Origin of the sequence: Ammoniphilus resinae (genome assembly GCF_017873965.1) — a bacterium.
Lineage (GTDB): Bacteria > Bacillota > Bacilli > Aneurinibacillales > RAOX-1 > Ammoniphilus_A > Ammoniphilus_A resinae.
This window is the reverse complement of record NZ_JAGGKT010000002.1, coordinates 568,523-594,347: the sequence shown is the minus strand read 5'-3', so window position 1 is coordinate 594,347 and position 25,825 is coordinate 568,523. Positions and strand designations below refer to the sequence as shown.

At 40.4% G+C, this 25,825-nt stretch carries 27 protein-coding genes; 22 read left to right on the top strand and 5 right to left on the bottom strand.

The window, feature by feature from the left end:
- Positions 1 to 30: 30 nt before the first annotated feature.
- A complete protein-coding gene (gene recQ, locus J2Z37_RS06935; RefSeq protein WP_209809486.1) occupies positions 31 to 1,851 on the bottom strand; it encodes a DNA helicase RecQ in 1,821 nt (606 codons plus the stop codon).
- A gap of 126 nt (positions 1,852 to 1,977) precedes the next feature.
- On the opposite strand from recQ, the gene J2Z37_RS06930 reads away from it, so the two are divergent.
- From J2Z37_RS06930 to J2Z37_RS06910, 5 genes are all read left to right on the top strand, one after another.
- A complete protein-coding gene (locus J2Z37_RS06930) occupies positions 1,978 to 2,760 on the top strand; it encodes a S1C family serine protease (RefSeq protein WP_209809485.1) in 783 nt (260 codons plus the stop codon).
- 193 nt (positions 2,761 to 2,953) lie between these two features.
- Positions 2,954 to 3,658 (top strand): FadR/GntR family transcriptional regulator, encoded by a 705-nt coding sequence (locus tag J2Z37_RS06925; RefSeq protein ID WP_209809484.1) that lies wholly within the window; start codon positions 2,954 to 2,956, stop codon positions 3,656 to 3,658.
- 47 nt (positions 3,659 to 3,705) lie between these two features.
- A complete protein-coding gene (locus J2Z37_RS06920) occupies positions 3,706 to 4,743 on the top strand; it encodes a TRAP transporter substrate-binding protein (protein ID WP_209809483.1) in 1,038 nt (345 codons plus the stop codon).
- A 65-nt stretch (positions 4,744 to 4,808) separates the two neighbouring features.
- Positions 4,809 to 5,123, top strand: a complete 315-nt coding sequence (locus J2Z37_RS06915; RefSeq protein WP_209809482.1) for an NIPSNAP family protein — start codon at positions 4,809 to 4,811, stop codon at positions 5,121 to 5,123.
- A gap of 28 nt (positions 5,124 to 5,151) precedes the next feature.
- Entirely contained in the window at positions 5,152 to 5,916 is a 765-nt protein-coding gene (locus J2Z37_RS06910) for an SDR family NAD(P)-dependent oxidoreductase (RefSeq protein WP_209809481.1), read from the top strand.
- A gap of 225 nt (positions 5,917 to 6,141) precedes the next feature.
- Here the strand turns inward: J2Z37_RS06910 and J2Z37_RS06905 are convergent, their stop codons facing one another.
- Positions 6,142 to 6,378: a hypothetical protein gene (locus tag J2Z37_RS06905; RefSeq protein ID WP_209809480.1), complete on the bottom strand. Its 237-nt coding sequence runs from the start codon at positions 6,376 to 6,378 to the stop codon at positions 6,142 to 6,144.
- 176 nt (positions 6,379 to 6,554) lie between these two features.
- Between J2Z37_RS06905 and J2Z37_RS06900 the strand changes: the two genes are divergently transcribed.
- The 9 genes from J2Z37_RS06900 to J2Z37_RS06860 all read left to right on the top strand — a co-directional run bounded on the left by J2Z37_RS06900 (position 6,555) and on the right by J2Z37_RS06860 (position 14,622).
- Positions 6,555 to 7,259, top strand: coding sequence for a pirin family protein (locus tag J2Z37_RS06900; RefSeq protein ID WP_209809479.1), 705 nt, complete (start codon positions 6,555 to 6,557; stop codon positions 7,257 to 7,259).
- A 17-nt stretch (positions 7,260 to 7,276) separates the two neighbouring features.
- Complete coding sequence (locus J2Z37_RS06895; protein WP_209809478.1) at positions 7,277 to 7,468, top strand: PfkB family carbohydrate kinase; 192 nt, start codon at positions 7,277 to 7,279, stop codon at positions 7,466 to 7,468.
- 98 nt (positions 7,469 to 7,566) lie between these two features.
- Positions 7,567 to 8,505: an SDR family NAD(P)-dependent oxidoreductase gene (locus tag J2Z37_RS06890; RefSeq protein ID WP_209809477.1), complete on the top strand. Its 939-nt coding sequence runs from the start codon at positions 7,567 to 7,569 to the stop codon at positions 8,503 to 8,505.
- Between the two features lie 148 nt (positions 8,506 to 8,653).
- A complete protein-coding gene (locus J2Z37_RS06885) occupies positions 8,654 to 9,412 on the top strand; it encodes a FadR/GntR family transcriptional regulator (RefSeq protein ID WP_209809476.1) in 759 nt (252 codons plus the stop codon).
- A gap of 63 nt (positions 9,413 to 9,475) precedes the next feature.
- Entirely contained in the window at positions 9,476 to 10,579 is a 1,104-nt protein-coding gene (locus J2Z37_RS06880; protein WP_209809475.1) for a TRAP transporter substrate-binding protein, read from the top strand.
- Positions 10,580 to 10,641: 62 nt separating this feature from the next.
- On the top strand, positions 10,642 to 11,151 hold the full coding sequence (locus tag J2Z37_RS06875; protein ID WP_209809474.1) for a TRAP transporter small permease: 510 nt from the start codon (positions 10,642 to 10,644) through the stop codon (positions 11,149 to 11,151).
- 4 nt (positions 11,152 to 11,155) lie between these two features.
- On the top strand, positions 11,156 to 12,436 hold the full coding sequence (locus J2Z37_RS06870) for a TRAP transporter large permease (RefSeq protein WP_209809473.1): 1,281 nt from the start codon (positions 11,156 to 11,158) through the stop codon (positions 12,434 to 12,436).
- Positions 12,437 to 12,477: 41 nt separating this feature from the next.
- Positions 12,478 to 13,806, top strand: coding sequence for an aminotransferase family protein (locus J2Z37_RS06865; protein ID WP_209809472.1), 1,329 nt, complete (start codon positions 12,478 to 12,480; stop codon positions 13,804 to 13,806).
- Between the two features lie 24 nt (positions 13,807 to 13,830).
- Positions 13,831 to 14,622 carry an alpha/beta hydrolase family protein gene (locus tag J2Z37_RS06860; RefSeq protein WP_209809471.1) on the top strand — a complete coding sequence of 264 codons (792 nt, stop codon included), beginning with the start codon at positions 13,831 to 13,833 and terminating at the stop codon, positions 14,620 to 14,622.
- Positions 14,623 to 14,681: 59 nt separating this feature from the next.
- Here J2Z37_RS06860 and J2Z37_RS06855 read toward each other — a convergent pair whose 3' ends face one another.
- The 3 genes from J2Z37_RS06855 to J2Z37_RS06845 all read right to left on the bottom strand — a co-directional run bounded on the left by J2Z37_RS06855 (position 14,682) and on the right by J2Z37_RS06845 (position 16,986).
- Positions 14,682 to 14,873: a hypothetical protein gene (locus J2Z37_RS06855; protein ID WP_209809470.1), complete on the bottom strand. Its 192-nt coding sequence runs from the start codon at positions 14,871 to 14,873 to the stop codon at positions 14,682 to 14,684.
- Between the two features lie 173 nt (positions 14,874 to 15,046).
- Entirely contained in the window at positions 15,047 to 16,195 is a 1,149-nt protein-coding gene (gene dgoD / locus J2Z37_RS06850; RefSeq protein WP_209809469.1) for a galactonate dehydratase, read from the bottom strand.
- A gap of 26 nt (positions 16,196 to 16,221) precedes the next feature.
- On the bottom strand, positions 16,222 to 16,986 hold the full coding sequence (locus J2Z37_RS06845) for an IclR family transcriptional regulator (RefSeq protein ID WP_209809468.1): 765 nt from the start codon (positions 16,984 to 16,986) through the stop codon (positions 16,222 to 16,224).
- 351 nt (positions 16,987 to 17,337) lie between these two features.
- Here J2Z37_RS06845 and J2Z37_RS06840 point away from each other — a divergent pair, with 351 nt between their 5' ends.
- From J2Z37_RS06840 to J2Z37_RS06805, 8 genes are all read left to right on the top strand, one after another.
- Positions 17,338 to 17,910, top strand: a complete 573-nt coding sequence (locus J2Z37_RS06840) for a biotin transporter BioY (RefSeq protein ID WP_425340309.1) — start codon at positions 17,338 to 17,340, stop codon at positions 17,908 to 17,910.
- Positions 17,911 to 18,009: 99 nt separating this feature from the next.
- Positions 18,010 to 19,260, top strand: a complete 1,251-nt coding sequence (locus J2Z37_RS06835) for a PucR family transcriptional regulator (RefSeq protein WP_209809466.1) — start codon at positions 18,010 to 18,012, stop codon at positions 19,258 to 19,260.
- A 143-nt stretch (positions 19,261 to 19,403) separates the two neighbouring features.
- The gene (gene ald, locus J2Z37_RS06830; protein WP_209809465.1) at positions 19,404 to 20,540 is read left to right on the top strand and encodes an alanine dehydrogenase; all 1,137 of its coding nucleotides are present in this window, start codon (positions 19,404 to 19,406) and stop codon (positions 20,538 to 20,540) included.
- 306 nt (positions 20,541 to 20,846) lie between these two features.
- Positions 20,847 to 21,107 carry a CGCGG family putative rSAM-modified RiPP protein gene (locus J2Z37_RS06825; protein WP_209809464.1) on the top strand — a complete coding sequence of 87 codons (261 nt, stop codon included), beginning with the start codon at positions 20,847 to 20,849 and terminating at the stop codon, positions 21,105 to 21,107.
- A 196-nt stretch (positions 21,108 to 21,303) separates the two neighbouring features.
- Positions 21,304 to 23,076 carry a sigma-54 interaction domain-containing protein gene (locus tag J2Z37_RS06820; protein WP_209809463.1) on the top strand — a complete coding sequence of 591 codons (1,773 nt, stop codon included), beginning with the start codon at positions 21,304 to 21,306 and terminating at the stop codon, positions 23,074 to 23,076.
- A gap of 295 nt (positions 23,077 to 23,371) precedes the next feature.
- Positions 23,372 to 24,556 carry a CaiB/BaiF CoA transferase family protein gene (locus tag J2Z37_RS06815; protein ID WP_209809462.1) on the top strand — a complete coding sequence of 395 codons (1,185 nt, stop codon included), beginning with the start codon at positions 23,372 to 23,374 and terminating at the stop codon, positions 24,554 to 24,556.
- Positions 24,557 to 24,571: 15 nt separating this feature from the next.
- Positions 24,572 to 25,336, top strand: a complete 765-nt coding sequence (locus tag J2Z37_RS06810) for an enoyl-CoA hydratase/isomerase family protein (protein ID WP_209809461.1) — start codon at positions 24,572 to 24,574, stop codon at positions 25,334 to 25,336.
- Positions 25,337 to 25,377: 41 nt separating this feature from the next.
- A complete protein-coding gene (locus tag J2Z37_RS06805) occupies positions 25,378 to 25,818 on the top strand; it encodes a TRAP transporter small permease (RefSeq protein ID WP_209809460.1) in 441 nt (146 codons plus the stop codon).
- The last annotated feature ends 7 nt before the right edge of the window (positions 25,819 to 25,825 follow it).

Genomic DNA, 25,825 nt, shown 5'->3' with positions numbered 1-25,825 from the left:
AATAGAGCAGGCATTCTAGCCTGCTCTATCTTATGGAAGTGATGTAGCCGTACCATGATTTTTTGCAATCCCCTGTTCCTCAACAAATTGCTGAATCGTTTGTAAAAAGATTTCCCCATACTGCTCATATTTCTTTTCTCCGACCCCAGAGATATTTAGCATTTCCCAAGGGTGTGCAGGAAGAACCTGAGCCATTTGCTTTAAGCTGACATCGGAGAAAATAAGATAAGGTGGAAGATTCTTTTTCGTTGCGATTTGTTTTCGCAGTCCGCGTAATATATCGAATAATTCCTCGTTATGACTCGCATCTTTTGCGGCTTCGTTAGCTTTTACTTTCACCCAAACCTCCGCTTTCCCGGTTAATACATCGTAGGCCAACGGTGTCAGTTTCAAGGTTGGAAACTTAGCATCCTGAATCGAAAGATATCCATCCGCCACAAGATAATTGATCCGATTGGTAATGTCCTTCTCTGTCAGGTGGGGGAGCAAATTGTAGGTGCTTAGATTTTGGAACCCAAACTCCAATACTTTTTGGTTTTTGGAACCCTTTAATACCTTTGCCGTAAGGGAAACCCCGAACCGTTCGCCCATTCGTTTCACACAGGACAGGATCATTTGGGCTTCTTTGGTGAGATCTTTTAATTCCCCCTCTTGACAGCAATTGCTGCAGCGGCCGCAATTTTCTTCACCCTTTTCATCACCAAAATAATCAAGGATATAACGTTGAAGGCAGCGACGGGTGTAGGCGTAATTCGCCATATCCTGTAATTTGGCATACTCCCTTTCTTTTTTCTCCTCGTTCATTTGGGATTGTTCAATAAGAAATTTCTGCAGTTGGATATCTTGGGCAGAAAACAGCAAGTAGCAATCACTTGGTTCACCATCGCGTCCGGCACGTCCCGCCTCCTGGTAATAGGCTTCAATATTCATTGGCAGGGAGTAATGTATCACATAACGAACGTTGGATTTATCGATCCCCATACCAAAGGCGTTGGTTGCTACCATTAACGGGGCTTCATCGCGAATAAACAGTTCTTGTGCAAGCTGTCGTTCACTCTCAGCTAAACCAGCATGATAACGAGCAGTTTGAATTCCCTTATCAACAAATAATTGGTAGATTCGGTCCGTTATTTTTCGTGTTGGAGCATAAATGATCCCAGATTCCTTAGGATGTGAACGGACATAATTTAATAAGAAATCTTCTTTATTTACCCCTTTTTCCAGGTGGAAGTGTAGGTTCTCCCTGGCGAATCCGGTATTAACTAGATGTTTCGGGTGAATGTGCAAGAGTTCCTGAATGTCAGCAATGACCTCTCCGGTGGCCGTAGCGGTAAGCGCAACCTTAACAGGTTGTTGCCGAAGCTTTCTTAGATTGGGAACGATGGATCGATAACTTGGACGAAAGTCATGGCCCCATTGGGAAATACAGTGTGCTTCGTCAAAGGCAATTAACGAAATTTTGATCGCTTGCAGGGCTTCGATAAATTCATAGGACTCGAAGCGCTCGGGTGCTACATAGACAAATTTAAAGGCGCCCGCTTTTAATTGTTTTAATCGTTCTATTTGCTCTTTCGATTCGAGCGAGCTATTTATGTATGTTGCAGAAATACCGAGTGTGAGTAAGCTATCCACTTGATCCTTCATAAGGGATATTAAAGGGGAAATGATTAATGCTGTGCCGTCTAAAACCAGTCCGGGAATTTGATAACAGAGCGATTTCCCTCCGCCAGTTGGCATGGTAGCAAGGGTATGGTGGCCATGCAAGAGATTCTCAATCACTGTTTTTTGACCTGCACGAAATGAAGAATATCCAAAAAATTGTTCGAGTATTTTCTGAGCTTTGTTAAGCATGGGATTCATCCTTTATTTGTACTTCTTTATCTATCGTAACATTTTAACAGGAATTTTTCCCCCTTGTTTTATGCTAAGATACTTTTTAAGAGGATTCCAAAATGAGGGGGAAATGGGTGTATAGCCATGACGGATGAGCGGAAAGAGGAAGAATATAGTGAGCCAGACTGGGATTTGGTAGATCAGGAAGAGCATGAATGGGAAGAAATGCGGGTAAAAAGGTCGCGGTGGAAGAAACGGATAACCCGAGGGGTGACGGTTCTTGTAGTGATAGCCCTATTCTTAAATATATTAACTTTTTGGCCGGCGATGATCCAGTGGAATGCGGTGGAATTCCTTCGTACTTCCTACCACCTCTATCAAAATGAGGAGATTAGTAAAAAGAAACAGGCTGTCGTATCGGTCGTTGGTTTGGACCGCAAAGGAACTGGATTTACCATTGATTCTACTGGTATTGTGGTTACGAATTATCATGTGATTGAAAATGCAGAAGGCCTTTACCTTCATTTTGCCGATGGGTCTACACAGATTCCCAAGGTGCAAACTGCAATCCCTGAATTAGATTTAGCGGTCCTTAAGGTGGACGGTGAAGGATTTGCCACACTGACACCAAATTATGATTATTCTTGGAAAAAGGGAGAAAAAGTCTACTTTATTGGGAATCCACTTGGTTTTCCTTTAATCGCTAATGAGGGCGAGATCTTGGGAATGGTTGATGTGCAAGGAATTGCCAAACCTGTTTTGATGATCAAAACGCCAATTTATAAAGGAAACAGCGGAAGCCCCGTATTTAATCAGGCGGGCGAGGTGATCGCTGTCGTTTTTGCTACTGTCGAGCAACCTGGGCAAGAGGGAATAGTGGGGCTAGCCGTACCTATTAAGTATCTGAAAGAAGATAGCTTGCTTTGACAAACAGGAGGGATAATAACCTTCTTTTTTTGTATACACCTCTTCTAAATTGAATAAAAATTCACAGTTAGCAGGGACTTATATAAGATTTTAATAATTGGCTATTGAAAACCCTATCTGTCTTTTGCTATAATTAAATCAATCGGTTGGATGGTCTTACCAGCTAACCACCTGACCATAAGGGGGGACTGATATGGATTATGCACCGATTAAGAAGCAAAGGGTTTCAGATATTATCGTGGAGCGAATTAAGGATTCCATTGAAAACGGTATCATTAAACCAGGCGACAAGCTCCCTTCGGAAAGGGAGTTAGCAAGTTCGCTAAATGTTTCTAGAGGAACGGTGAGAGAAGCGCTTAGTATTCTTGAAGCTAAGGGAGTAGTGGAAGTTCAGTCTGGTAAAGGCGTCTTTCTGTTGCAGAATTCTCAAGCAGAACTTTTCCGCCTTTTAAACGCAACCTTTCGCGAGGAAAGAACAGATCTGTTGGAATTGTTGGAACTTCGTCAAAGTCTTGAGGGACAAGCTAGCTTCTTTGCTGCTGAAAGAAGAAATGAACAGGACCTGGAAAATATAAAACAAGCGCTTGAACGGTTGGAGAATTCTGTCTGTACGAATCAAGTCGCCGCTCAGGAAGACTATGATTTTCATATGGCCATTGTGGAGGCAAGCCATAATTCAATGATGGTTACCACACTTCGCATGATTTCGGAAGCTTGTATAGATGGACTTCAAGCCGCACGATCAGAGGCCATGCTTATTCCTGGGAAACCGAAAGTTGTACTACAGGAACACATAGAAATCTTTCAAGCGATAAATGAGGCAAATCCTGAAAAAGCAAGGCAACTACTCATCCACCATCTAGAAAACGTAAAAAGACAAGTTATCGATTTCGTCTAAGGTTACAAGTGATTCAAAACATATAAGAGAAAAAAGGGGAGAGTCATATGAAAAAATTAACAGCAGGTGTTTTAGGTCTTGCTTTGTCCAGTTCCATGTTACTAGCGGGGTGTGCCTCTAGTACATCAGAAGGAAGTGCAGAGGGTTCCGATTCTGCACCAAAAGTGGAAACCAAAACGATCAAGGTTGCGAACTGGTATGCTGATGATCATGGGGTTAATATTGCCCTGAATGAAAAGTTTAAAACTTTAGTTGAGAAAAATTCAAATGGTACATTAAAGGTAGACATCTATTCCAACAGTAAGTTGGGTGGAGAGGAACAAATGTATGACAGTGTTCGTGCCGGAACCCTGGAAGTTGCCATTATCTCCGCTATTATCGAGCCTGAAGTACCGAAGGTATCGACTTTAAGCCTTCCCTTCCTGTTTAGGGATCTTGATCATGCGCAAACTGTTTTAAAAGGCGAAATTGGACAAGAGATTGCTGCGCAAATTGAAGAAAATACGGGTGTGAAATTGCTGGGATATGGAATCAATGGATTCCGAGTCTTCTCTAGCAACAAACCGCTTGAAAAAATAGAGGATTTCAAAGGATATAGGGTGAGAATGCCAAACGTTCCACAAATGATTGCAGTAGGTCAAGAACTTGGTGCAACGGTAACGCCGATGCCAATTTCCGAAGTCTTCAGCGCTTTAGAACAACATGTTGTTGATGGACAAGATAACCCATATGCTACGTTGCGGGCTAATGCTTGGTATGAGGTTCAAAGCCATGTGTTAGAATCCAATCACATCTTTTTACCACATAACATTATTATGAACAAGAAATTCTGGGATGGGTTAACACCTGAGCAACAGAAAGTAGTTCAGGATGCCATGACGGAGTCTGCTGCATATGAGTGGCAATTATATAGGGATAATGAAGCCAAAGATAAAGAATTCTTAAAAGAAAAGGGCTTGGAGATTATTGTTCCAGATGAAAACTTTAAGAATCAAATGATTGATGCGACCAAAGGTATCTATGATGAATTCTACAAGAAAAATTCCTTTGGCGAAGAGATCGTTAATAAGATTAGAAACTCATAAAAAACTAAAAGGACGGGCTCTATACGGAGCTTGTCCTTTCCAAATCAATGTTAGGAGTGATTTCTATGTATTATGAAATGAGGACATATACCATTCAAGTAGGATACTTAAATGAATATCTTAAGCACTTTGAGGAAGTTGGCTACCCTATTATTTCTAAGTACCAAAAATTAATAGGATTCTTTTATACTGAGATTGGTGAATTAAATCAAATCGTCCATATTTGGGAATGGGAAAGCCTTGATGAACGCGCAAAGCAGAGAAAGGCTCTTTACAGTGATCCAGAATGGCTTGAAAACTTTATTCCGAAGGCGTTTCCAATGCTATTGAAGCAGGAATCAAAATTAATGAATGCAGCAAACTTTTCACCGATTAAATAAAACGCAGATAAAAAAAGGACGGGAAACCATGCAAAAGATAAATTTACAAGGAAAAGTGGCGTTGGTTACTGGAGGAAGTGCGGGAATCGGTTTTTCTATTGCGGAAGCCTACTGTAATTCCGGATGTTCGGTGGCAATTACAGCGCGCAGAGAAGAGGCATTAAGAGATGCGGAAGCAAAACTAAAGGAATCCTATCCTGATGTCGAGGTATTTACCGTGGTTTCAGATGCCTCCAATGTCTCTGATATTCGGAATATGGTTAGCAAAGTTATAGAGCGTTTTGGAAGAATAGATATACTTGTTAACAATGCAGGAACAAATGTCCTGAATTATGCTTTGGATGTAACCGAAGAAGAATGGGATCGCGTCATGAACTTGAACCAGAAAGGCCTTTTCTTCTGCTGTCAAGAAGTAGGCAAACACATGGTCAAGCAAGGCAACGGGAAAATTATCAACATTGCATCACAGATGGGGCTTGTTGGTTTATATAAGCGGGCAGCTTATTGTACAAGTAAAGGTGGAGTGGTGCAATTAACAAAAGTTTTGGGAATCGAATGGGCTCCTTATAATATCCAGGTGAATTCCATTGCTCCTACTTTTGTTGAAACTCCATTAACGAAACCCATTTTAGCGGATAAAGAATTCTACGACGATGTGATTCGCCGAATCCCTATGGGAAAAGTGGCACAACCAGAGGATGTTGCTGGTGCAGCGCTTTACTTAGCATCGGATATGTCTAACTTTGTGACTGGACATACTTTACCAGTTGATGGTGGTTGGGTCGCTTGGTAAGACGGATCAGAACTATCGGTCCATCTAAGCGGAGAACTTCCGCTTAATTTCAAACATGTAACTACTTTTAAGAAAATAAGCGGAGTTTTTCCGTCTAATCTTGAAATAATCTCGATTTTAGATGCTTTCAAGGGGAATAGGCGGAAATACTCCGCTTATTTTTTATTGTATGAATTTTTGGGTGCAGTGTTTTTAATGAGACAGGGGATACTTACTCCGTTACTGTTAAACGGAATAATCGATTTTAACATCGGCTAAGATGTTCATTTTTCCCGTTTCATGATTGTACTCCACTAAACCATCTTTAGAATAATACCATGATTTTTGTACAGGTTGCCCCTCGGTAACCACGAAGATATTCAGTTCGTGGCGATTTTGTAAAATGTTCGTTATCATCGCTTTATCCGATATATCTATAATAAACTTCCATATTCCATCAGCCTGTTGGAGTTCATAATCCAAGTTGTCTCTTATAGAGTCCAGAAGAAGTCTACCTCCAACGGTATGTCTAATATATAAATGATTCACAAAATCACCTACTTACGGTTTAGATACTTGACAAAAGTAAGTATAACACATCAATATACATGTATGAAGTGTGAAAATGCTTTTATTTCTAAAAAGGCAGGTGGGTATTTGTGATAAAGATCTATCCAGCAGAAGAAAGATACTCGGGAAATCATGGGTGGTTGCAGTGTAACTTCAGTTTTTCCTTTGCAGATTATTATGACCCTTCTAACCTCCAATTTGGTCCACTTCGCGTATTTAACGATGATTATATACAACCGCAAAAGGGGTTTGGGACTCATCCGCATCGTGATATGGAAATTGTTACTTTTATTTTAAAAGGTCAATTAAAGCATGAAGATAATACAGGCGGTAGCGAGATTCTGAAGCCAGGTGAGGTTCAGCGAATGAGCGCTGGAACAGGCATTTTACACTCAGAGATAAATTCATCGTCTGATGAGGTAACCAATAGCTTACAACTTTGGTTCCAACCTTTGGAAAAGGGAATTACTCCTTCTTACGAGCAAAAAAAATATGACCAAATGGCGACAAAGAATAGATTATTGCCAGTCGTTTCCCATCGTATGAAGTCAGAGAATATAGCCTATATACATCAGGATTTGACTATTTATATGTCTGATTTGGGTGCTGATAAAAAAGTGGTATTTAATCAAGAACATGGAAGGAAAATTTATGTGTTTGTGATTGAAGGGAACCTGTCTTTAAATGAGGGATATCAACTTAAGCGGCGAGATGCTGCTAGAATCACTGATCTGACACACTTGGATTTAACGTCTTCACAAGGTGCTTCCTTCATGTTGATTGATTTACCTTAGGGAAAGAAGGGGTAAGAATGTTTGACGTGGTGGCAATCGGGGAACTACTTATAGATTTTACTCCCCATGGTAATACGGAGCAAGGCAATACCCTTTATGAATCAAACCCCGGGGGGGCACCAGCTAATGTCCTTACAGTACTCGCGAAACTTGGCAGAAAGACAGCTTTTATTGGTAAGGTGGGAGAGGACATAGGTTATCGCTTTTGAAATCAGGCAGAACATATAATTTTCTTAATGTTTTTTCGCAAAACAAGAAGCAGAATAAGATGTGATAGAAGATTGCCAAAATTCCTGGAGGGGATTGCATGAAAAAAGCGTTGGTGTTGGGTGCAACGGGTGGCATAGGGAGTGCCCTTGTTAAAGAATTGGCGGATAGAGGAACTCAAGTCGTAGCTTTTGCACGGAATAAAGGAAAATTGGAGCAGTTGGCACAAGGAAACAATTTGATCCAGGTTTTTAAAGGGGATGTTTTTGAAAAGGAGGACCTTCTGACAGCTGCTGCCGATGTGGATCATATCTACCATTCGGTGAATATTCCCTATCCAGAATGGGAGCAAAAACAACCGCTGTTAATGAATAACATTTTAGAAACTGCTAAACAACGTCAGTTGAAATTAGCTATAGTTGATAATATTTATGCCTATGGCAGAGCGAATGGAGCACCAATCGACGAAGAACATCCTAAACAACCACATACAAAGAAGGGGAAAATTCGTCTCCAACTGGAAACGATGGCAAAGCAATCAGGTGTACCTGTGCTGATTGCACATTTTCCGGATTTTTATGGTCCCGATGCGGGAAATACACTTCTTAACTACCTGTTTGATGCAGTTTTAAAAAATAAAAAAGCGATGTATGTGGGCGATCAAAAGATTGCCAGAGAATATCTTTATACACCTGATGGGGCGAAGGCTTTAGTGGATTTATCACTTCATGATCAAGCATACGGTCAAAACTGGAATATTCCAGGAGCAGGAACGATTACAGGAGAAGAAATAGCCAAGCTGGTAAAAGAATATACAGGTTACAATAGAAAGATCACAACGGTCACAAAAAATATGATTCGATTCGTTGGTTTATTTGACCGTTTTATGCGCGAGTATTTGGAAATGTATTATTTAAACGAAGAACCCGTCATCTTAAAGGGTGATAAATATGAGCAATACATAGGGAAGCTGCCACGGACTCCGTATCAAGAGGGGATTAAAGAGACATTGAAGGAGATGGAAGATAGCGAACGATAAAGGAGCCAAATTCTTGGTTCCTTTTTTTATAGGAATTTTTATTTTAAACAGTGTATTGAAAATGCAAAATTAATATAATATTATTAATATTATAAAACAGTGGTATCACCAGTATTTCCAAAAGTGATCGGTGAGAGGAGCTGGACGATTGGAATTAGGGAGAAATTTGCTCTATATTGATATTTCTACGGATATAGAACGCAAAATCCTAGCAGGATTGTTTAAGGAGGGTGAGAAGCTTCCCTCCGAAAGACAATTAACAACAGAGTATCGGGTGAGCCGAAATGTGATCAGACAGGCCATTACGATTCTTCGGCAAAAGGGTTTTTTAGATGTCAAACCGGGGAAGGGTGCTTATGTAACCCGCCTAAAGGAAAATATTGTTGGGGATTCCTTCCAAAGATTAATTCAAAAATACGATGCGTCTTTGGAGGATATTTTGGATGTTAGGGAGGACTTAGAGGTTTCTATTATTCGAAGAGCTGTTCGAATGGCTGGCCCTGAGCATATAAACAAATTAAATCAAATCGTTACTCATTTGGAATCAAGAAAAGAATTTGTTCTGGAGTTTATTGAAGGGGATTTAAATTTTCACCTTGCATTAGCGGAGTCTACTCGCAATCAGATCTATTCAGTACTCGTCCGATCCTTTTTTGAAATGACCGAGAAATCCTCTTTTACACTAACCAGTTATACAAATAATTTCATTGATGTGGTGAATACAGCACAGTCACAGCATTGGAGAATGATTCAGGCAATCATAGATAGGAATGAAGAACAGGCTGTGGACTTGATGTATAAACATATGAATTTATTTCGAGAAGAAATCAATGTTGTGAAGAATCAGGTGCTATCGAGACCAACCGTTAACCCTAGTGGTATTACCAGATCAGCTGGTATTCCATAAATAATGTCTAAATTTAAAAGGGGAGTTCAAAGAATGCAAAATCTATTCAATGGGGGAATGTGTATGAGAAAAGGAAACAAAAAGTGGTTTTCCGCAATACTTGCTCTATCTTTATCAGCCGTTACTGCACTAGGGTGTTCAAGTGGTAATACCAGTGAGCCCGCAAGCAGTCCCCCGGCTAATTCATCTGCTCCATCAAGCCAACCATCTGCTTCGAACGATAAAAAAATTGAAATTAAGATTGCCCACGTACTGGCCGAAGATGTAACACAACATAAGATGTTTTTAAAATTAAAGGAATTATTGGAAGAGAGATCGAGTGGAAGATTTGCTGTTGAGATTTTCCCCAACGCACAAATGGGTGGAGAACGTGAAATTACTGAAAGTGTGCAGATGGGGAGTATCACTATTTCGGCTCCATCTGTCGGTCAGTTATCCAATTTCTCCGAAGCACTTAAGGTGTTTGATCTTCCTTTTATTTTTAAAGATAAGGAAACCGCATACAAGGTTTTGGATGGAGAAGTGGGCACAGAATTGCTTAAAGGTTTAGAATCTAGTGGCTTTATTGGGCTCGGTTTTGGAGAAAATGGGTGGAGGCAATTGACCACGAAGAACGGTCCAATCACATCCCCTGACCAAATTCAAGGAATTAAACTGCGAACGATGGAAGTTCCACTACATATGGCCTTTTGGAAAGAAATCGGAGCCAGTCCAACCCCATTGGCATTCACCGAAGTATTTTCGGCACTATCCCAAGGGGTTGTGGACGGAGAAGAGAATCCTCTCCAGTTGATTTATAGTATGAAATTCCATGAACCAAACAAGTACATTACGATGACATCCCATATTTATGATACGGAACCACTTGTTATTAACAAAGGATTTATGGAATCTCTATCTGCTGAGGATCAACAAATTATAAGGGATAGTGCGAAAGAAGCGATTGGGTACCTTAGAGACTTAAATAAAGAAGTAGATGATATGTACCGTGAAAAGTTAACAAGCGAAGGAGCAGTCATTACGGACCTAACTCCAGAGCAGCAGCAGGTTTGGGTTGAAAAGGTGAAGCCAATTTATAGTAAATATGCTGATGAAGTTGGAAGAGAAACGTTAATCAAGGTTTTAGAAGCGGCCGAAAACACCGTTGCCTTGGATTCCCTGAAGTAGGAATAAATATTTAGGGCTTGTTAAAATTGAAAACAACAAGCCCTAAGAAAGGGGAGGTATGCTTGAAGTCAGCATTACAGTATTTAGATGACCATGTAGAAACTTATTTATCGGCAATTTTCTTAACGATCTTTTCGATCCTTACGATCATTCAAGTAGTTATGCGCTACGTCTTTGACAATCCCTTGGCCTGGTCAGAGGAATTATCCCGATATGCCTTCATTTGGTTTGTCTATATGAGTGCTAGTTATGCCGTGAAATACCAGCGACACGTTCGCTTTAGTTTTTTTGTTAACCTATTACCTAAAACGGCCAAGTTCATCATTCAGTTTATCGCACTATTATGTTGGCTTGGTTTTCTCATCTTTCTAGATATCTATAGTTATCAGGTAATGAGTCACTTGTATACGTCAATGCAAACTTCACCAGCCAATAAAATACCTATGTTTTTAGTTTATTTATCTGTGCCGATTGGATCACTGTTAATGACAGTAAGAGTTTTACAGCATATTTGTAGAAGTTTTACAGGCTATGCCAAGCAAACCAATAGTTCAATCCAGGGTGAGGTGTAAAACATTGGCGATCTTGATGTTATTTGGCAGTTTTATTCTACTTATGCTAATCAATGTTCCTATCGCCTTCGCCCTAGGAATATCATCGATTTTAACCTTATGGGCTACTCAAAAAATGCCGTTGGTTATTATTGCCCAAGGCATGTTCTCTACGATTGATACGTATGCACTTTTGGCAGTTCCTCTGTTTATATTTGCAGGCGTTTTAATGGAGTTTGGGGGAATGTCCCGTAGGCTAATTAATGTTGCTAAAAGTTTAGTCGGTCACTACACGGGAGGATTAGCTGCAGTTTCCATATTAGCCTGTACATTTTTCGCAGCACTAAGTGGATCAGGTCCTGCAACAGTGGCGGCAATCGGTGGGATTATGATTCCCGCGATGGTAAAAGAAAAATATGATGCTGGATATAGTTCGGCTGTTGTCGCATCGGCTGGAACATTAGGTATTATTATCCCGCCAAGTATACCGTTGGTTATCTATGGGGTTATCACTAGTACCTCTATTGAATCTCTTTTCATGGCAGGTGTTATACCAGGTCTTCTTCTTGCTATAGTTTTATGGGGATTAAGCTATGTGATGGCGAAAAAGAGAGGTTATACAGGATCAAATCAAAAAATAGACTGGAAAGAGGTCCGGCAATTCCTCTCTGAAGCAAAGTTAACGTTATTTATGCCTGTTGTGGTGCTTGGAGGAATCTATGGAGGAATCTTCACTCCCACGGAAGCAGCTGGTGTTGCCGTGGCTTACAGTGCCCTTCTAGGATTCTTTGTATACAAGGAAATCAAAATGAAAGATCTGTTAGAACTATTCAAACGAGCGACATTAATCTCGGGAACTATATTGATCATTATCGGTACTGCTTCAACCTATGGCAGAATTCTGGTTTTAGAGAAAGTACCCGTGACGATTGCCGAATTTCTTACAACTTTAACAGACCAAAGATGGATTATCTTAACCCTTATCCTACTTTTTCTCGTATTTGTAGGAATGTTTATGGAAACATTATCCGCTATTATTTTGCTGGCACCCATTTTACTTCCAGTTGCTACCCATTTTGGGATTGATCCCGTTCATTTTGGAATTATCATGATTTTGGCTTCAGAAATTGGATTTCTTACACCACCTGTTGGAGATAGTCTGAACGTGGCTTGTGCGATTAGTGGACTCAGTTTTGAAGAGGTAACGGTAGCAACGTTGCCATTTACAATCGCAATGATTGGGATGCTTTTTATCATAGCCTTTTTCCCAACTTTGTCGCTCATTGTTCCAAACTTACTTAAGTGACGTTTTCAAAAAAATATAATATATGAAGAGGAGCGATTTTCATGACCATTTCTGAGGAGTATATTAAGTATTTAAGAGAGTTAGATAAGAAGCATTACTTGCATCCTACATCTTCCATCCGTCAACAACAGGAAAATGGGCCAGCCTTTATTTTCACCGATGGAGAAGGAGTATATCTTAAGGATATCAGCGGCAAGACATTAATTGATGGAATGTCTTCCTTGTGGAATGTAAATGTAGGCCATGGACGAGAGGAATTAGGTCAAGTTGCTTTGGAGCAGATGAAAAAACTTGGATATAGCTCTTCCTTTGCAACTTTCAGCCATGAACCCGCGATTCTATTAGCTGCAAAAATTGCCGAGATGACCCCTGGAGATTTGAACGCAATCTTTTATACATCCGGAGGTTCCGAATCCAACGATACGGCTTTTAAAATTGTCCGCCACTATTGGAATCTAAAAGGACAACCGGAAAAGAAAAAGATTATCTCAAGAAAACGTGGATACCATGGTGTCGCGATGGGGGCAACAAGTGCAACAGGGATTCCGGTTTTTCACGCGATGTCAGGTGGTCTTCTGCCAGATTTCCTTCATGTTGATGCGTTTTCAACGCAATCCTTGCGCGATATGATTGAGGCTGAAGGTGCAGATACAATTGCTGCCTTTATTGCTGAACCTATTCAAGGTGCCGGTGGGGTGCATATTCCACAGGACCCTCATTATTTTCAAAGGGTAAGAGAAATCTGTGATGAATATAATATTCTTTTTATCGCAGACGAAGTAATTACCGGATTTGGACGTACTGGAAAGATGTTCGCCATGGAACATTGGGGCGTAGTGCCTGACCTTATGTCGATCGCGAAAGGGATTACGAGTGGGTATGCACAGCTTGGAGGAGTGGTCATTTCTGAAAAAATTCATTCTGAGTTAATCAATCTCTCGAAAGATACGTTCTTCCATGGATTTACTTATAGTGGGCATCCCGTTGCGTGTGCAGTTGCTCTGAGAAATATCGAAATCATTGAAAGTGAAAATCTGGTGGAGAATTCCAGGGTGATGGGGCAAGAAATGTTAAAAGGTTTCCAGTGGTTACAACAGGAAATTGATATAGTCGGTGAAGTGAGAGGCTTAGGTCTGGTTGGAGCAATAGAAATTGTTAAAGACAAAGCCACTGGCGAACGATTTGAATCACCGCTTTCCCCGAAAATAGTGGCGGAGGCTGCGAATCGAGGATTAATCTGTCGTTGTGTTACTTTCGAAGGATCTGATACACTCGTTTTTGCTCCACCACTAGTTATCAACAAAGAGGAAATTAACAAGATGATTCATATCCTTCATGAGACGTTTGTTGCGACACAAGTAAAGAACTAAATTAAATACTAAAGGTGTGGAAGAATGAATCAAAGCTATCTTGTCGAAACAGGCTCGATCCCCGCATATGCCTGTCTGTACGACCAACGGTTTTCTTATTATACGTATATACCGAAGTGCTATGGGGAGGATCCTAATCGGGTTCATCCTCTGGCTGTTATTATTCATGGGAATGAGCGGGCTGCACAAAGCTATCGTAGTGCTTTTAAGGACTACGCTGAAGACACGGGCACAATTATTTTGGCCCCTCTATTTCCGGCAGGGATTATTGAGCCACATGACAAAGAAAATTATAAGTTTATCAAGTTTCATGATCTCCGCTTTGATCGTATTCTCCTGTCAATGATAGATGAATTGGCCAAGAGGTACAAAATTTCAACAGAGAAATTCTTACTCCATGGATTTTCGGGCGGCGGGCAATTTGTCCATCGATTTCTATACTTGCATCCAGATCGTCTGCAGGGTGTTTCCATTGGTGCCCCTGGTCGGTTTACTTTCCTGGATGAAAATTTGAACTGGCCTTTTGGGATTGGTAATACAGAAGAAGTATTGGAATTAACTGTTCAGCTGGAGTTGATCCAACAAGTCCCCGTTCAACTTGTTGTAGGGAAGGAAGATTTGGCTTTGCCAGTATTTAATCCGAAATTTGATCGCCCTATTGAAGGTGCTGGGAATACTCGGATTGACCGGGTGCGGATGTTTCGCGACCATTTGGTTAGCAAGGGAATTAGTGTGAGGTATGATGAGGTGGCAGAGGTGGCACATGAAGGAATGAAAATTCTCCCTGTTGTAAAGGAATTTTTCAAAAGGGCTTAAAGGATAAATAAAAAGAGGTGGTTTAGAACCACCTCTAAATTGCAGCCGTTAAATGTTCGTTACATCTTCTTACGCATAGGAATGATGAAAACGGACTTCTTTTCTTTAATTGATGGCAATGCTCTGTACTTCGCCAACTCTTCTTCACTCAACTGATAGTTGACCACTTGACCATTCGCTTCAACGTAATGAAGTTCCTCGCGTGGAACTACCGTATGTTTAGACGCAATATTCATTCGTCCTATTGTCATTGCTAGCACATCCTTCTTCTAAAACAAGATTCGGAAGCAGCAAGGGTGAAACTGAGTGTCATTCCAGAGCCTACCTTTGAAGATTTTGACCTTTAGCAGTAGGTAAAACAAGTATACCTTATTTATGTTTCAAAAGCTACTTTTAACGAGAGTTTCATATCGTTTGGTGTGAATTACCACTCTGCAATCGTACCATCTTTGTGACGCCAAATAGGATTTCTCCAATTGTGTCCCTGTTCAGCCATTTTCCGTACATGATCTTCGTTGATTGTAATCCCTAGTCCAGGAGCCTGAGGGATGTTCACATAACCGTCTTTGTATTCAAATACACTGCGGTCCACAAGGTAATCTAACAGATCACTGCCTTGGTTGTAATGGATGCCGAGACTTTGCTCCTGAATAAAGGCATTATAGGAGGTGGCATCTAAATGTAAACAGGAAGCGAGAGCAATCGGGCCAAGTGGGCAGTGAGGTGCCAAGGCCACGTCATAAGCTTCAGCCATAGAGGCGATTTTTTTGCATTCGGTAATTCCGCCAGCATGGGATAGGTCAGGCTGAATAATGTCGGCATATCCATCTTCAAAGAGCTTTTTAAAATCCCATCTAGAAAACATTCTTTCACCTGTAGCAATCGGAATATGTGTCGCATTTGCGATATCACGTAGGGCTTCATTGTTTTCAGGAAGCACAGGCTCTTCAATAAACATCGGACGGAAGGATTCTAACTCTTTCACTAAAATCTTAGCCATTGGTTTATGTACACGTCCGTGGAAATCAACCCCAACTCCGACATTATAACCAACGGCTTCACGAATCGCTGCAATCCGGGAAACAGCTTGGTCCACTTTTTCATAGGAATCAATAATTTGCAACTCTTCTGTTGCGTTCATCTTAACAGCTGTAAATCCAGCTTCGACCGCTTTTTTCGCTGCTTCACCAACATCGCTTGGACGGTCCCCGCCAATCCAGGAATATACCCGAATCGAATCCCGGCAAGCGCCGCCTAATAATTGATAAACCGGAGTATTGTAATATTTCCCTTTGATGTCCCACAAAGCCTGGTCGATCCCGGAAATGGCGCTCATAAGAATCGGGCCTCCACGGTAGAATCCACCCCGATACATCACTTGCCAGTGATCTTCAATGCGAAGAGGATCTTTTCCGATTAGGTATTCGCTAAGTTCTTGAACAGCAGTCTCGACCGTTGCTGCACGTCCTTCTATGACAGGTTCGCCCCAACCAACAATCCCTTCATCGGTTTCAATTTTTAAAAACAACCAGCGAGGAGGGACGATAAAAGTTTCTAATTTTGTGATCTTCATTTTTGTCATCATCCTTTAGATTAATGTTATTTATGTGGATATCCCATCAAGTGGGATAATTCACTGGCATATTGTTTAACAAGTTGAATGAAGGATTCCTGTTGTTCCAGCATTCGTTCGGTAAAACCGGTTATACTTAATGCCGCAATACAGATTCCTTGATGATCGAGAACAGGGGCAGAGATACCGGTTGAATACTCAATATGTTCCCCGCGATCAATAGCAAAGCCCTTTTCTCGAACGTCAGCAAGCTCCAACATTAAATCCTCTTTCTTCGTTATCGTGTTAGAGGTATAGCTGATTAATGTAATGTTTTGCAGATAATCCTCGAGATCTCTATGTGAGAGGTGGGAGAGGAACACTTTTCCAGCAGCCGTACAATAAGAAGGATTGCTCGAGCCGACGGATGTTTTGATGTGGATGGAAGAAGGGCCTTCTATCTTGGCGATGTAAACGACGTCCATCCTACTTTTATCTAAAATACATAGATGACTGATCTCATTGGTTTCCTGGGCCATTTTCGCCATGATTGGCTCGGCTTGAATTTTCACATTCAAATTGTTATACATAGCTAGGCCAAGGCGAAGGATCAAATGCCCTAATTGGTATTTGCCTGTTTCATCCTTTTCAATACTCCCTGAAGACTCCATTCTTGAAAGCAGGCTCCAGGCTGTGCTCTTAGGCAGTTGAAGACGCTTTTGAATTTCTGTAAAGCTATGTGGACCGCTACCTAACAATTCAAGAATTTTAAAGACTTTCTCAACGGTTGACATGCTGCACCATTCCTTCAAAGGTATGAAAAGAAAATTTTGGAAAGGGTTGTTCATATTTATGAAACTGGTTCATATATAGGAACAAAAATAAATGAGATATTGATACTACTATATCTATTTCTTAAAATATCAAATCTTATCCAAGAAAGCAATGAATGGATTTTTAGAAAATACAAAGACGGAATTTATTTAGAAGCTGTTTTAGTGAGATGTTATATCAGTAACAGTGATCGGACCGGGGTATTACTTCGGGCGCTACTACAGAGCTGCACATACATGGATATGTAATTATATTTTTATCTTTTCATTTCTTTTTTTATATGTTAACTTATTTACATATAAAAGTTAACAATTGGGAGGAGAATGTATTTGCAACAGGGAAGATCAAGACTTAGAATGCTGATTCTTAGTGGCATGTTTGCGGCGATTACTGCCGTACTTGCGCAAATAGAGATACCTTTGCCGCTTGTACCGATTAGTGGGCAAACTTTGGCGGTAGGGCTAACGGCGACGATCCTTGGAAGTCGCTTTGGGATGGTAGCGATGCTTTGCTACATAGCGCTGGGGGCTGTCGGACTACCTGTTTTTGCTGAGGCGAAAAGTGGGGTACATGTATTGCTTGGACCAACAGGTGGATATATTTTCGGATTTATTATTGCGGCTTATATCACGGGATATATTCTTGAACGAACGAAATTTAATTTAACAATGGCTTTGGTCGCCAATATTGTAGGAATGGTTATCACATTGGCTATTGGTGCGACGCAATTAAAATTTGTCCTTGGTTTGTCTTGGCCAGAAGCAATGGCTGGAGGAGTATACCCGTTTATAGTCGTTGGATTGATCAAAGCATTCCTGGCCAGCTGGATCGGTATTAAGGTACGGAATCGTTTGATTCAAGCCAACTTGTTGGAAAATAAAATACAAAAGGCAGCAGTCTAACCCGAAAAAATCCTGTACCAATCTTGTATTGTACAGGATTTTTTTGTTTATTTTCCTATATAATGAAGGTACATAAGGCTGGAGTAAAGGGAGAAGGCCATGACTGAAAATCTGTTTCATGATCCGGAAACGGTTGACCTGGATGATTTAGTTGAGATGATTAGCGAAAAGTTAAAAAATCCGATCACAATTGAGGATGCGAAACATCGGTTGATCGCATACAGCACACACGGGAACTGGACTGACGAGGCCAGAAGAGAGACGATTATGGGCAGGCGAGTTCCTGAACCTGTCTTAAACCGTTTATGGCAGGATGGCGTGATTCAGGATTTAATGACTTGTGATGATCCTATACGTATTCAGGCAAAAAACGAGGTGGGATTAGGCACAAGAGTGGCCATTTCCGTTCGTAAGGGGCAAAGTGTCTTAGGTTATATCTGGGTTCAGGAAGTAAACGAGCCTTTGGGTCAGGAGCAGTTTAAGATCCTGCGCATGGCTTCTAGGGCGGCTATGCCACGGCTTCATCAGCGACAGGTGCGAAGGCGAATCCAAGAAGAAAAAGGAAAAGAGTTCTTTTGGGAGATGCTGCTTGGAACGGTCCAATCCCATTACGAAATTTTAACGCGGGCAGAGGATATCGGAATTAAACTTCCCAAGATTTTTTCTATCTTTGTATTTGAATGTGATACGGCTAAGTACCAATCATTAGAAAAGGAAATTTCCTATCTTTTGACAAATCTTAGAGATACATTTTCGCTTCATTCTTTTCCGCTTTGGGTAACCAGTCAAAATAGATTCATACTAATGGCAGGGGACCGCGAAGCGACGAGCGATTTTCATCAGGCAGCGTGTTACTTTGTACAGGAAATGAAAATGAAGATTCGCGAGCGTTTCGGTAATGTGGTGATGGCTGGATCCTTTGGGAATGCCTATCAATCCTTTGCAAGTGTGGAACAAAGTTATCAGCAAGCGATGGCTGTATTGCGTATGAAGAAATTATTGCCAAAGGAAACAGAAGGGATATCGGGGTATCCCGAATTGGGTTTATATCGGTTTATACCACTGGTTCTAGAAAAAAATCTCATCGAACAGCACCAAAATTATCGTTTGGAGAAGCTATTGCAATACGATAAAGAAAATCAATCGGATCTTCTACACACATTGGAAGTATATTTCGATTGTGCGGGGAAAGTTAATGCTGCAGCCAATGTCCTGCATATCCATCCCAATACGCTGGCATACCGGTTGAAGCGTATTGCGGAGGTTGCGCAGTTAAATCTTGATGATCCGAATCAACGATTTTCCATGTTTCTTGACATAAAGCTTTTAAAATTAGGAAAATCTCTATGAGAGAAGGATATCTTTTTGTGAAAATCCACGAAATAGAGCTTCTCTTTTTTTATTTTTTCATAAATAAAGCGATTTCATTTATATCTTATAATACTAGTAGAAGCAGAACATGGCTAAAATCTCGAACCGGGAGTTGAGTTTGGATGATCATTGGCGTTCCAAAGGAAATAAAAAATAATGAAAACCGCGTTGGAATTACCCCTGCAGGTGTAGCTGCATTTATTCAAAATGGACATGAAGTTTGGATTGAATCCAAAGCAGGATTAGGAAGCGGGTTTTCCGATGAAGAGTATGCAGCAGCAGGTGCAAAAATTAAGGAAACAGGCAGAGAAGTATGGGCTGCTGATATGGTTATTAAGGTAAAAGAGCCACTTGCGGAGGAGTATGCCTATTTTCGGGAAGGGTTAATTCTTTATACGTATCTGCATCTTGCGGCGGAGTTAGAACTGACCAAAGCTCTTGTGGATAAAAACGTAGTAGCCATCGCTTATGAAACGATTCAGTTAGAGAATCGATCTCTTCCGCTTTTGATGCCGATGAGTGAGGTTGCCGGTCGCATGTCGATCCAAATTGGTGCCCAGTTCCTTGAAAAGTCAAAGGGGGGGAAAGGGGTTTTACTTGGCGGAGTGCCAGGAGTAGCACCAGCAGAAGTGGTGATTGTAGGTGGTGGTATCGTTGGTACGAATGCAGCCAAGATGGCAATTGGCTTAGGGGCAAGTGTCACCTTGCTGGATATTAACGCAGACCGTTTGCGGCAGTTAGATGATCAATTTCAAGGCCGCCTGAAAACTCTAATGTCTAATCCGTATAATATTGCTAAAGCAGTAAAAAGAGCTGACCTGCTTGTAGGTGCTGTGCTGATTCCCGGAGCCAGAGCCCCCCGTTTGGTCACGGAGGAGATGGTTAAGCAGATGGAGGATGGGTCCGTCATCGTTGATGTGGCCATCGATCAAGGTGGATCTATTGAAACAGTAGACCGCATCACAACACATAGCAATCCAACGTATGTTAAGCATGGCGTTCTCCATTATGCGGTGGCGAACATGCCTGGTGCCGTGCCACGGACTTCCACCATTGCTTTAACAAATGTAACCATTCCCTATGGAGTACAGATCGCAAATAAAGGGCATAAGCAGGCAGTTTTGGATGATAAGGCACTTGCCAAAGGAGTAAATGTGATCGATGGAAGAGTAACCTATAAAGCTGTAGCGGATGCACATGATTACACCTATGTTCCGCTTGAAACCGTGCTTCAAGAGCAAAAGGTAGGGATAAAGTGAATAGAAACCGCCTTTCATAAAGGTGGTTTTTTATGTTGAACGATTGATTTAGATCAAGTGAAAATCTAAAGAAAATAAGTATGATTAAATTAAAAAAATAGGGATTTCATTTGTTAGGCTACTCGTTATAAAATTGAGGTGATAAGAAATGGGGAATGAATTGATCTTTTTTATAATTAGTTTTGTGATTATTGTCCATACGGTAATTCTTTATAGACTTTTAAAAGATTACCCAGGAGAGTGCAGTTTTTGCAAAGATCTCCCTAAAAGTTCGTAATCCAATATAATGAAAGCAGGTGGATTATCTTGAAAAAGGACTGGTCGATTGACCTTGAACATGGAGAATATGAAAATAATGTGGAATTAATTATTCAAGATGGTATTGATGCGATAGAAAAAACAGAGGTCGGATGTTTTGTAAACCTAGTTACCCCCGGTGGACTAGGTGATCCAACGGAATATCTGTCCGAGGTGTTGACACTCCATTTTAAAGATCATATCCATTTTAGAATGATTGATCAGTGTGGGTGCGGCGGATATGTTTTGCGTGTTTGGAAGGATGCGTAGAGATTACGAAATTTAAATCCGATAATAAATGATAGCGGGGTATTTCTGCTATCATTTTTATATAATGTTGAAAGAAAAGCGTTCCGCCAACTAAATCTTCTTTAAACATTAATTCACAAAAATAACAAAATATTTAGATTATATATAATGGTATGTTAAAATAATTATAATAGTTTTTTCTAAGGAGGAAAGGATGGTGGAAAGGTCCGTTTTGTTCGCGTTGCAGGAGGACGTTAAGTTAGTTGCAGAAGCCATTAAATCTGTCCTTAACCTTGAAGTAATTATATATGATAAAAACAAAACTGTTGTAGCCTCAACGGGTGGAGGCAGCCATGCTAGGGTAGGGGAAACAGTAAGAGGTTTTATTGTTTCTGGTGTTCTATCATCCAAAAAAGCTATTTATAACTTTGAACCAGGATTCCATGAACTATGTCGGCCTTGCTCATTATGGGGGGATTGCCCTGAAAAATTTGATCTTTCATTCCCTTTGATGCACCAAGGGGAAGCTGTTGGAGTTATTAGCTTAACTGCATTTAATGATGTTCAGAAGGAAGAATTAAGAGAAAAACATGAAATTTTATCCAATTACATAGGGAAAATGGCTGATTTAATTAGTAGTAAAATAGCAGCAAAGTCATTACTCGAGGAATATCTATCATTGTCTCAAATGCTAAACGTAACTATACAGTCGATGTATGAAGGGGTTTTAGCTGTAGATAAGGATGGACATGTAATAGAACTAAATCGATCTGGTGAAAAAATTTTCAGTTTGAAAAGAGAACAGGTTATAGGAGAAAAATTAGAGTTTTTTTTGCCTAACCATCCTATTAATAGCGTCCTTTTATCTGGAAGGGGTTTTAATGACGAAGAATATTCTTGCGAAATTAATGGGAAAAAGGTAAGAGTTGTAGGAAGTGCAACCCCTTTAAGTAATGACGGGAACATAATTGGTGCGGTTACATCATTTAAAGATTTGGGTACAGTCCAACAATATATCTTTAATATGTTATCTGAAAATGACACATCTACTTTTGACTGTATTCTAGGTAACAGTCCGGCCTTGACCGAGGTAAAAGTTAAGGCTAAGAAAATCGCCTATAGCAATGCAACAGTTATTATACTTGGCGAGAGTGGTACAGGTAAAGAGCTTTTTGCCCGTTCGATTCATGCAGAAAGTCAACGTAGAAATAAATCCTTTCGCGCAATTAACTGTGCCGCCATACCAGAACATTTACTAGAAAGTGAATTGTTTGGTTATACAGAAGGCGCTTTTACAGGTGCAAAGAAAAGCGGTAAACCTGGAAAATTTGAAATGGCAAACGGAGGGACTATTTTTTTAGATGAAATTGGAGATATGCCTCTTCATTTGCAGGTGAAAATCTTGCGTGTACTGGAAGAGCGAAAAGTGGAACGGATAGGTGGAAATGAAGCGATTGAAATTGATGTCCGGATTATAGCTGCAACCAATAAAAATTTGGAGAAAATGGTTAGCAAAGGGGAATTTAGAGAGGATCTATTTTATCGATTAAATGTTATTCCTCTGAATCTTCCTCCAGTAAGAGAGCGACATGAGGATATTCCCTTGCTCCTGCAATATTTTGTTGAGCATTATGCAAATATCACGGGAAAGCAAGTGAGAGGGTTTACTAAAGAAGCAGAAAGAAGTCTGATGGAATATCAGTGGCCGGGTAATGTAAGAGAATTACAAAATGCGGTAGAATATGCTGTACATATGGCAAATCACCATTGGATTAAAATAGAGGATATTCCGGAGAGAATACGTAACTTTGTGAATGCCACTGAAATCCAATCGGATACGGTTATGTCTTTAGCGGTTATGGAAACAAACATGATATATAAGGCTTTAGAGAAATTTGGTTCAGATTTAGAAGGAAAGAAAAAAGCTGCTGATGCATTAGGGATTAATTTGGCTACTTTATATAGAAAACTAAATAAAATTACAAAATGACGATTTGCAAAATGCAAAAATGCATTCGCATTATGCAAAGCCGTTTATTACCTGAATTTATGAGCCTATTAGTTAAAAGCATATAATAACTATTTTGCAAAATGCGATTTAAAAAATTAAATAAGCAAATTTTAAGGCGTTGAAAAAGGGTGACAAATTCTTGTCATCCTTTTTGTGTACAGGTTTAAAAGACTTTTTTCTGATAATTAAGATATTGGCATGGACTTTGCTTTAGATATAGATGACTGAATATTAAACATTAAAGCTGCTTTGAAAAAAAGGGAGTGATTAAAGCGTGATAGCATTAAAAAATATTCGAGTTATCGATTTAACTCAAGTGATGGCGGGACCCTATTGCAGCATGCTGTTGGCCGACATGGGTGCAGATGTGATCAAGGTAGAGCCCCCGGGGAAAGGGGAAAACACACGACAAATGGGTCCTCCCTTTGTTAACGGAGAGAGTGGTGCTTTCTTATCCGTGAACCGCAACAAACGCGGAATGACTATTAATTTAAAAACAGAAGAGGGGAAAAAATTATTTCATAAATTAGCTACTACCGCTGATGTGGTCGTAGAAAACTACCGACCTGGTGTGGTTAGACGCCTCGGGATAGATTATGAAACCCTAAGCGGAATTAATCCTCGTATCGTGTATTGTTCCATTTCAGGCTTCGGGCAAACCGGACCTTATTCGAATCGGGGAGGTTATGATTTAATTGCCCAAGGGATGACAGGTATTATGAGTGTCACTGGTGAGAGAGGTGGCAATCCAGTGAAATGCGGTTTGCCAATTACCGATTTAGGAGCAGGTATGTTTGCTTGTTATGGGATTTTGACTGCTTTATTAGCTCGTGAGCATACAGGAAAAGGGCAGTATGTTGATACATCTCTTTTCGAAGCGGGTATAGCGATGTCTGTATGGGAGAGTACGGAGTATTGGTATTCTGGTCAAATTCCCCAACCAACGGGCAGTGGTCATCGGATTTCAACCCCTTATCAGGCTTTTAAGGCTAGTGACGGGTATTTTACGGTAGGAGCAGATGCTCCGCATCATTGGCCTAAATTTTGTGAGATTATCCGATTACCAAACTTGCCATATGATGAACGATTTATTGATGGAACGGTTCGATTGAAAAACCTATCAGAGTTGATTCTTCTTGTGGAGGAGCAGACGAAGAACCAGACACGTTCTTATTGGATGGAGAAATTTGAAGATGCAGGTATTCCGGCTGGTCCTATTCAAACGTATGCTGAGTCTTTATGTGATGAACATACATTGTCTAGAAAAATGGTTACCAATCTAGAGCATCCCATTGCAGGATCCATAAAAGCGCTTGGAATTCCAGTCAAGTTATCCGAAACACCAGGGGAAATTAAAAGCCCTGCTCCATTACTAGGGGAACACACTGAGGAAATTTTACAAGAAATAGGATTTGAAAATGAGGAAATTAAGCGGATGCGTCAAAATGGGATTGCGTGAGAGGGGAATTTAAAAGTGAATCATCTGATTAAAACTGAAACCCAAGGACTTATTTGTACCATTACAATCACCAACCCTCCCATGAATATTCTCACGAAGGAATTTCGTGAGGAATTTATACCCTTTATGGAACAACTAAAAACTTCGGATATTCGCGTCATTATTTTAACGGGAGATGGGGACCGAGCATTTTGTGCGGGTGCAGATCTAAATGAAGAAGGGGAACTAACAAATGAAACAGTGCGTAAGTTCCTCCAAGAAGATTGTCGTGTTTACGATATTATAAATGAAATGCCACAGGCAGTTATTGCAGCAGTCAACGGTTATGCTTTCGGGGGAGGGTTTGAATTAGTTCTTGCCTCGGATATTCGGATTATGTCAGAGCGGGCAAAATTATGTGCTGCGGGAGTAAAAGTTGGCTTAGTAGTAAGTACTAACCGGTTGGTTCGCTTGTTAGGAGAAGCTCGTGCAAAGGACATTATACTCACGGGACGGACTGTTACAGCAGAAGAAGCATACCGGATGGGCTTGGCCAATACCGTTGTACCACACGACCAACTACTAAAACAATCGATGGAATGGGCACAGTTAATTGCTTCTAGGGCACCAATAGCCGTACGAAAAGCAAAGGATGCAATCCAAAAGACTTTGGATATGACATGGGGTGAGGCTATGTCAATGGAATTAGACCGCTTTATTGAGTGTCAGGCAACATGGGATCATAAACATGCTATCGAATCTTTCTTCCAAAAACAACAACCCCAATTTAAAGGGAAGTAAGAGGTGAATCTTTATACAAGAATTGAATGGGGGGTATTGTGATGGGAAAACTCTTTAAAAACCTAGAAGAAGTTTTATGTGTAGTCGTTCTCTCTTTAATTGTAATTGTTACATCATTACAAGTCTTTACACGTTACTTCTTAGATTCCCCTTTAAGTTGGGCTGAAGAATTGGCACGTTTTCTAATGATATGGTTAGTATTTTTTGGGGCAAGCGCTGGAATAAAAAGAAAGGCGCATATAAAAGTTGATTTTTTTCTAGATAGGATGCCGCCCTCCCTAAAAAAAATGTTTTCTACTTTAGGAGGAGTTTTGGTAGTAGGGATGTTACTAATCCTAATTTACCAAGGGACTATGTTATCACTAAAAATGGCTACGGTTTCAGCTATTTCATTACCTATAACATGGGGTTACGTGTACTCGGCAGTTCCCATAGGGTGTTTGTTTATTTTGCTTCGTTTAATTCAATACCGCCAATATTAAATATTGA

Excerpts from the sequence above, each read along its gene's own strand:
- J2Z37_RS06860 (WP_209809471.1), top strand. The coding sequence starts at position 13,831 with ATGAATCAAAGCTATCTTGTCGAAACAGGCTCGATCCCCGCATATGCC.
- J2Z37_RS06910 (WP_209809481.1), top strand. The coding sequence starts at position 5,152 with ATGCAAAAGATAAATTTACAAGGAAAAGTGGCGTTGGTTACTGGAGGA.
- J2Z37_RS06915 (WP_209809482.1), top strand. The coding sequence starts at position 4,809 with ATGTATTATGAAATGAGGACATATACCATTCAAGTAGGATACTTAAAT.
- J2Z37_RS06880 (WP_209809475.1), top strand. The coding sequence starts at position 9,476 with ATGAGAAAAGGAAACAAAAAGTGGTTTTCCGCAATACTTGCTCTATCT.
- J2Z37_RS06855 (WP_209809470.1), bottom strand. The coding sequence starts at position 14,873 with ATGACAATAGGACGAATGAATATTGCGTCTAAACATACGGTAGTTCCA.
- J2Z37_RS06895 (WP_209809478.1), top strand. The coding sequence starts at position 7,277 with ATGTTTGACGTGGTGGCAATCGGGGAACTACTTATAGATTTTACTCCC.
- J2Z37_RS06920 (WP_209809483.1), top strand. The coding sequence starts at position 3,706 with ATGAAAAAATTAACAGCAGGTGTTTTAGGTCTTGCTTTGTCCAGTTCC.
- dgoD (WP_209809469.1), bottom strand. The coding sequence starts at position 16,195 with ATGAAGATCACAAAATTAGAAACTTTTATCGTCCCTCCTCGCTGGTTG.
- ald (WP_209809465.1), top strand. The coding sequence starts at position 19,404 with ATGATCATTGGCGTTCCAAAGGAAATAAAAAATAATGAAAACCGCGTT.
- J2Z37_RS06890 (WP_209809477.1), top strand. The coding sequence starts at position 7,567 with ATGAAAAAAGCGTTGGTGTTGGGTGCAACGGGTGGCATAGGGAGTGCC.
- recQ (WP_209809486.1), bottom strand. The coding sequence starts at position 1,851 with ATGCTTAACAAAGCTCAGAAAATACTCGAACAATTTTTTGGATATTCT.
- J2Z37_RS06865 (WP_209809472.1), top strand. The coding sequence starts at position 12,478 with ATGACCATTTCTGAGGAGTATATTAAGTATTTAAGAGAGTTAGATAAG.
- J2Z37_RS06925 (WP_209809484.1), top strand. The coding sequence starts at position 2,954 with ATGGATTATGCACCGATTAAGAAGCAAAGGGTTTCAGATATTATCGTG.
- J2Z37_RS06805 (WP_209809460.1), top strand. The coding sequence starts at position 25,378 with ATGGGAAAACTCTTTAAAAACCTAGAAGAAGTTTTATGTGTAGTCGTT.
- J2Z37_RS06835 (WP_209809466.1), top strand. The coding sequence starts at position 18,010 with ATGACTGAAAATCTGTTTCATGATCCGGAAACGGTTGACCTGGATGAT.
- J2Z37_RS06930 (WP_209809485.1), top strand. The coding sequence starts at position 1,978 with ATGACGGATGAGCGGAAAGAGGAAGAATATAGTGAGCCAGACTGGGAT.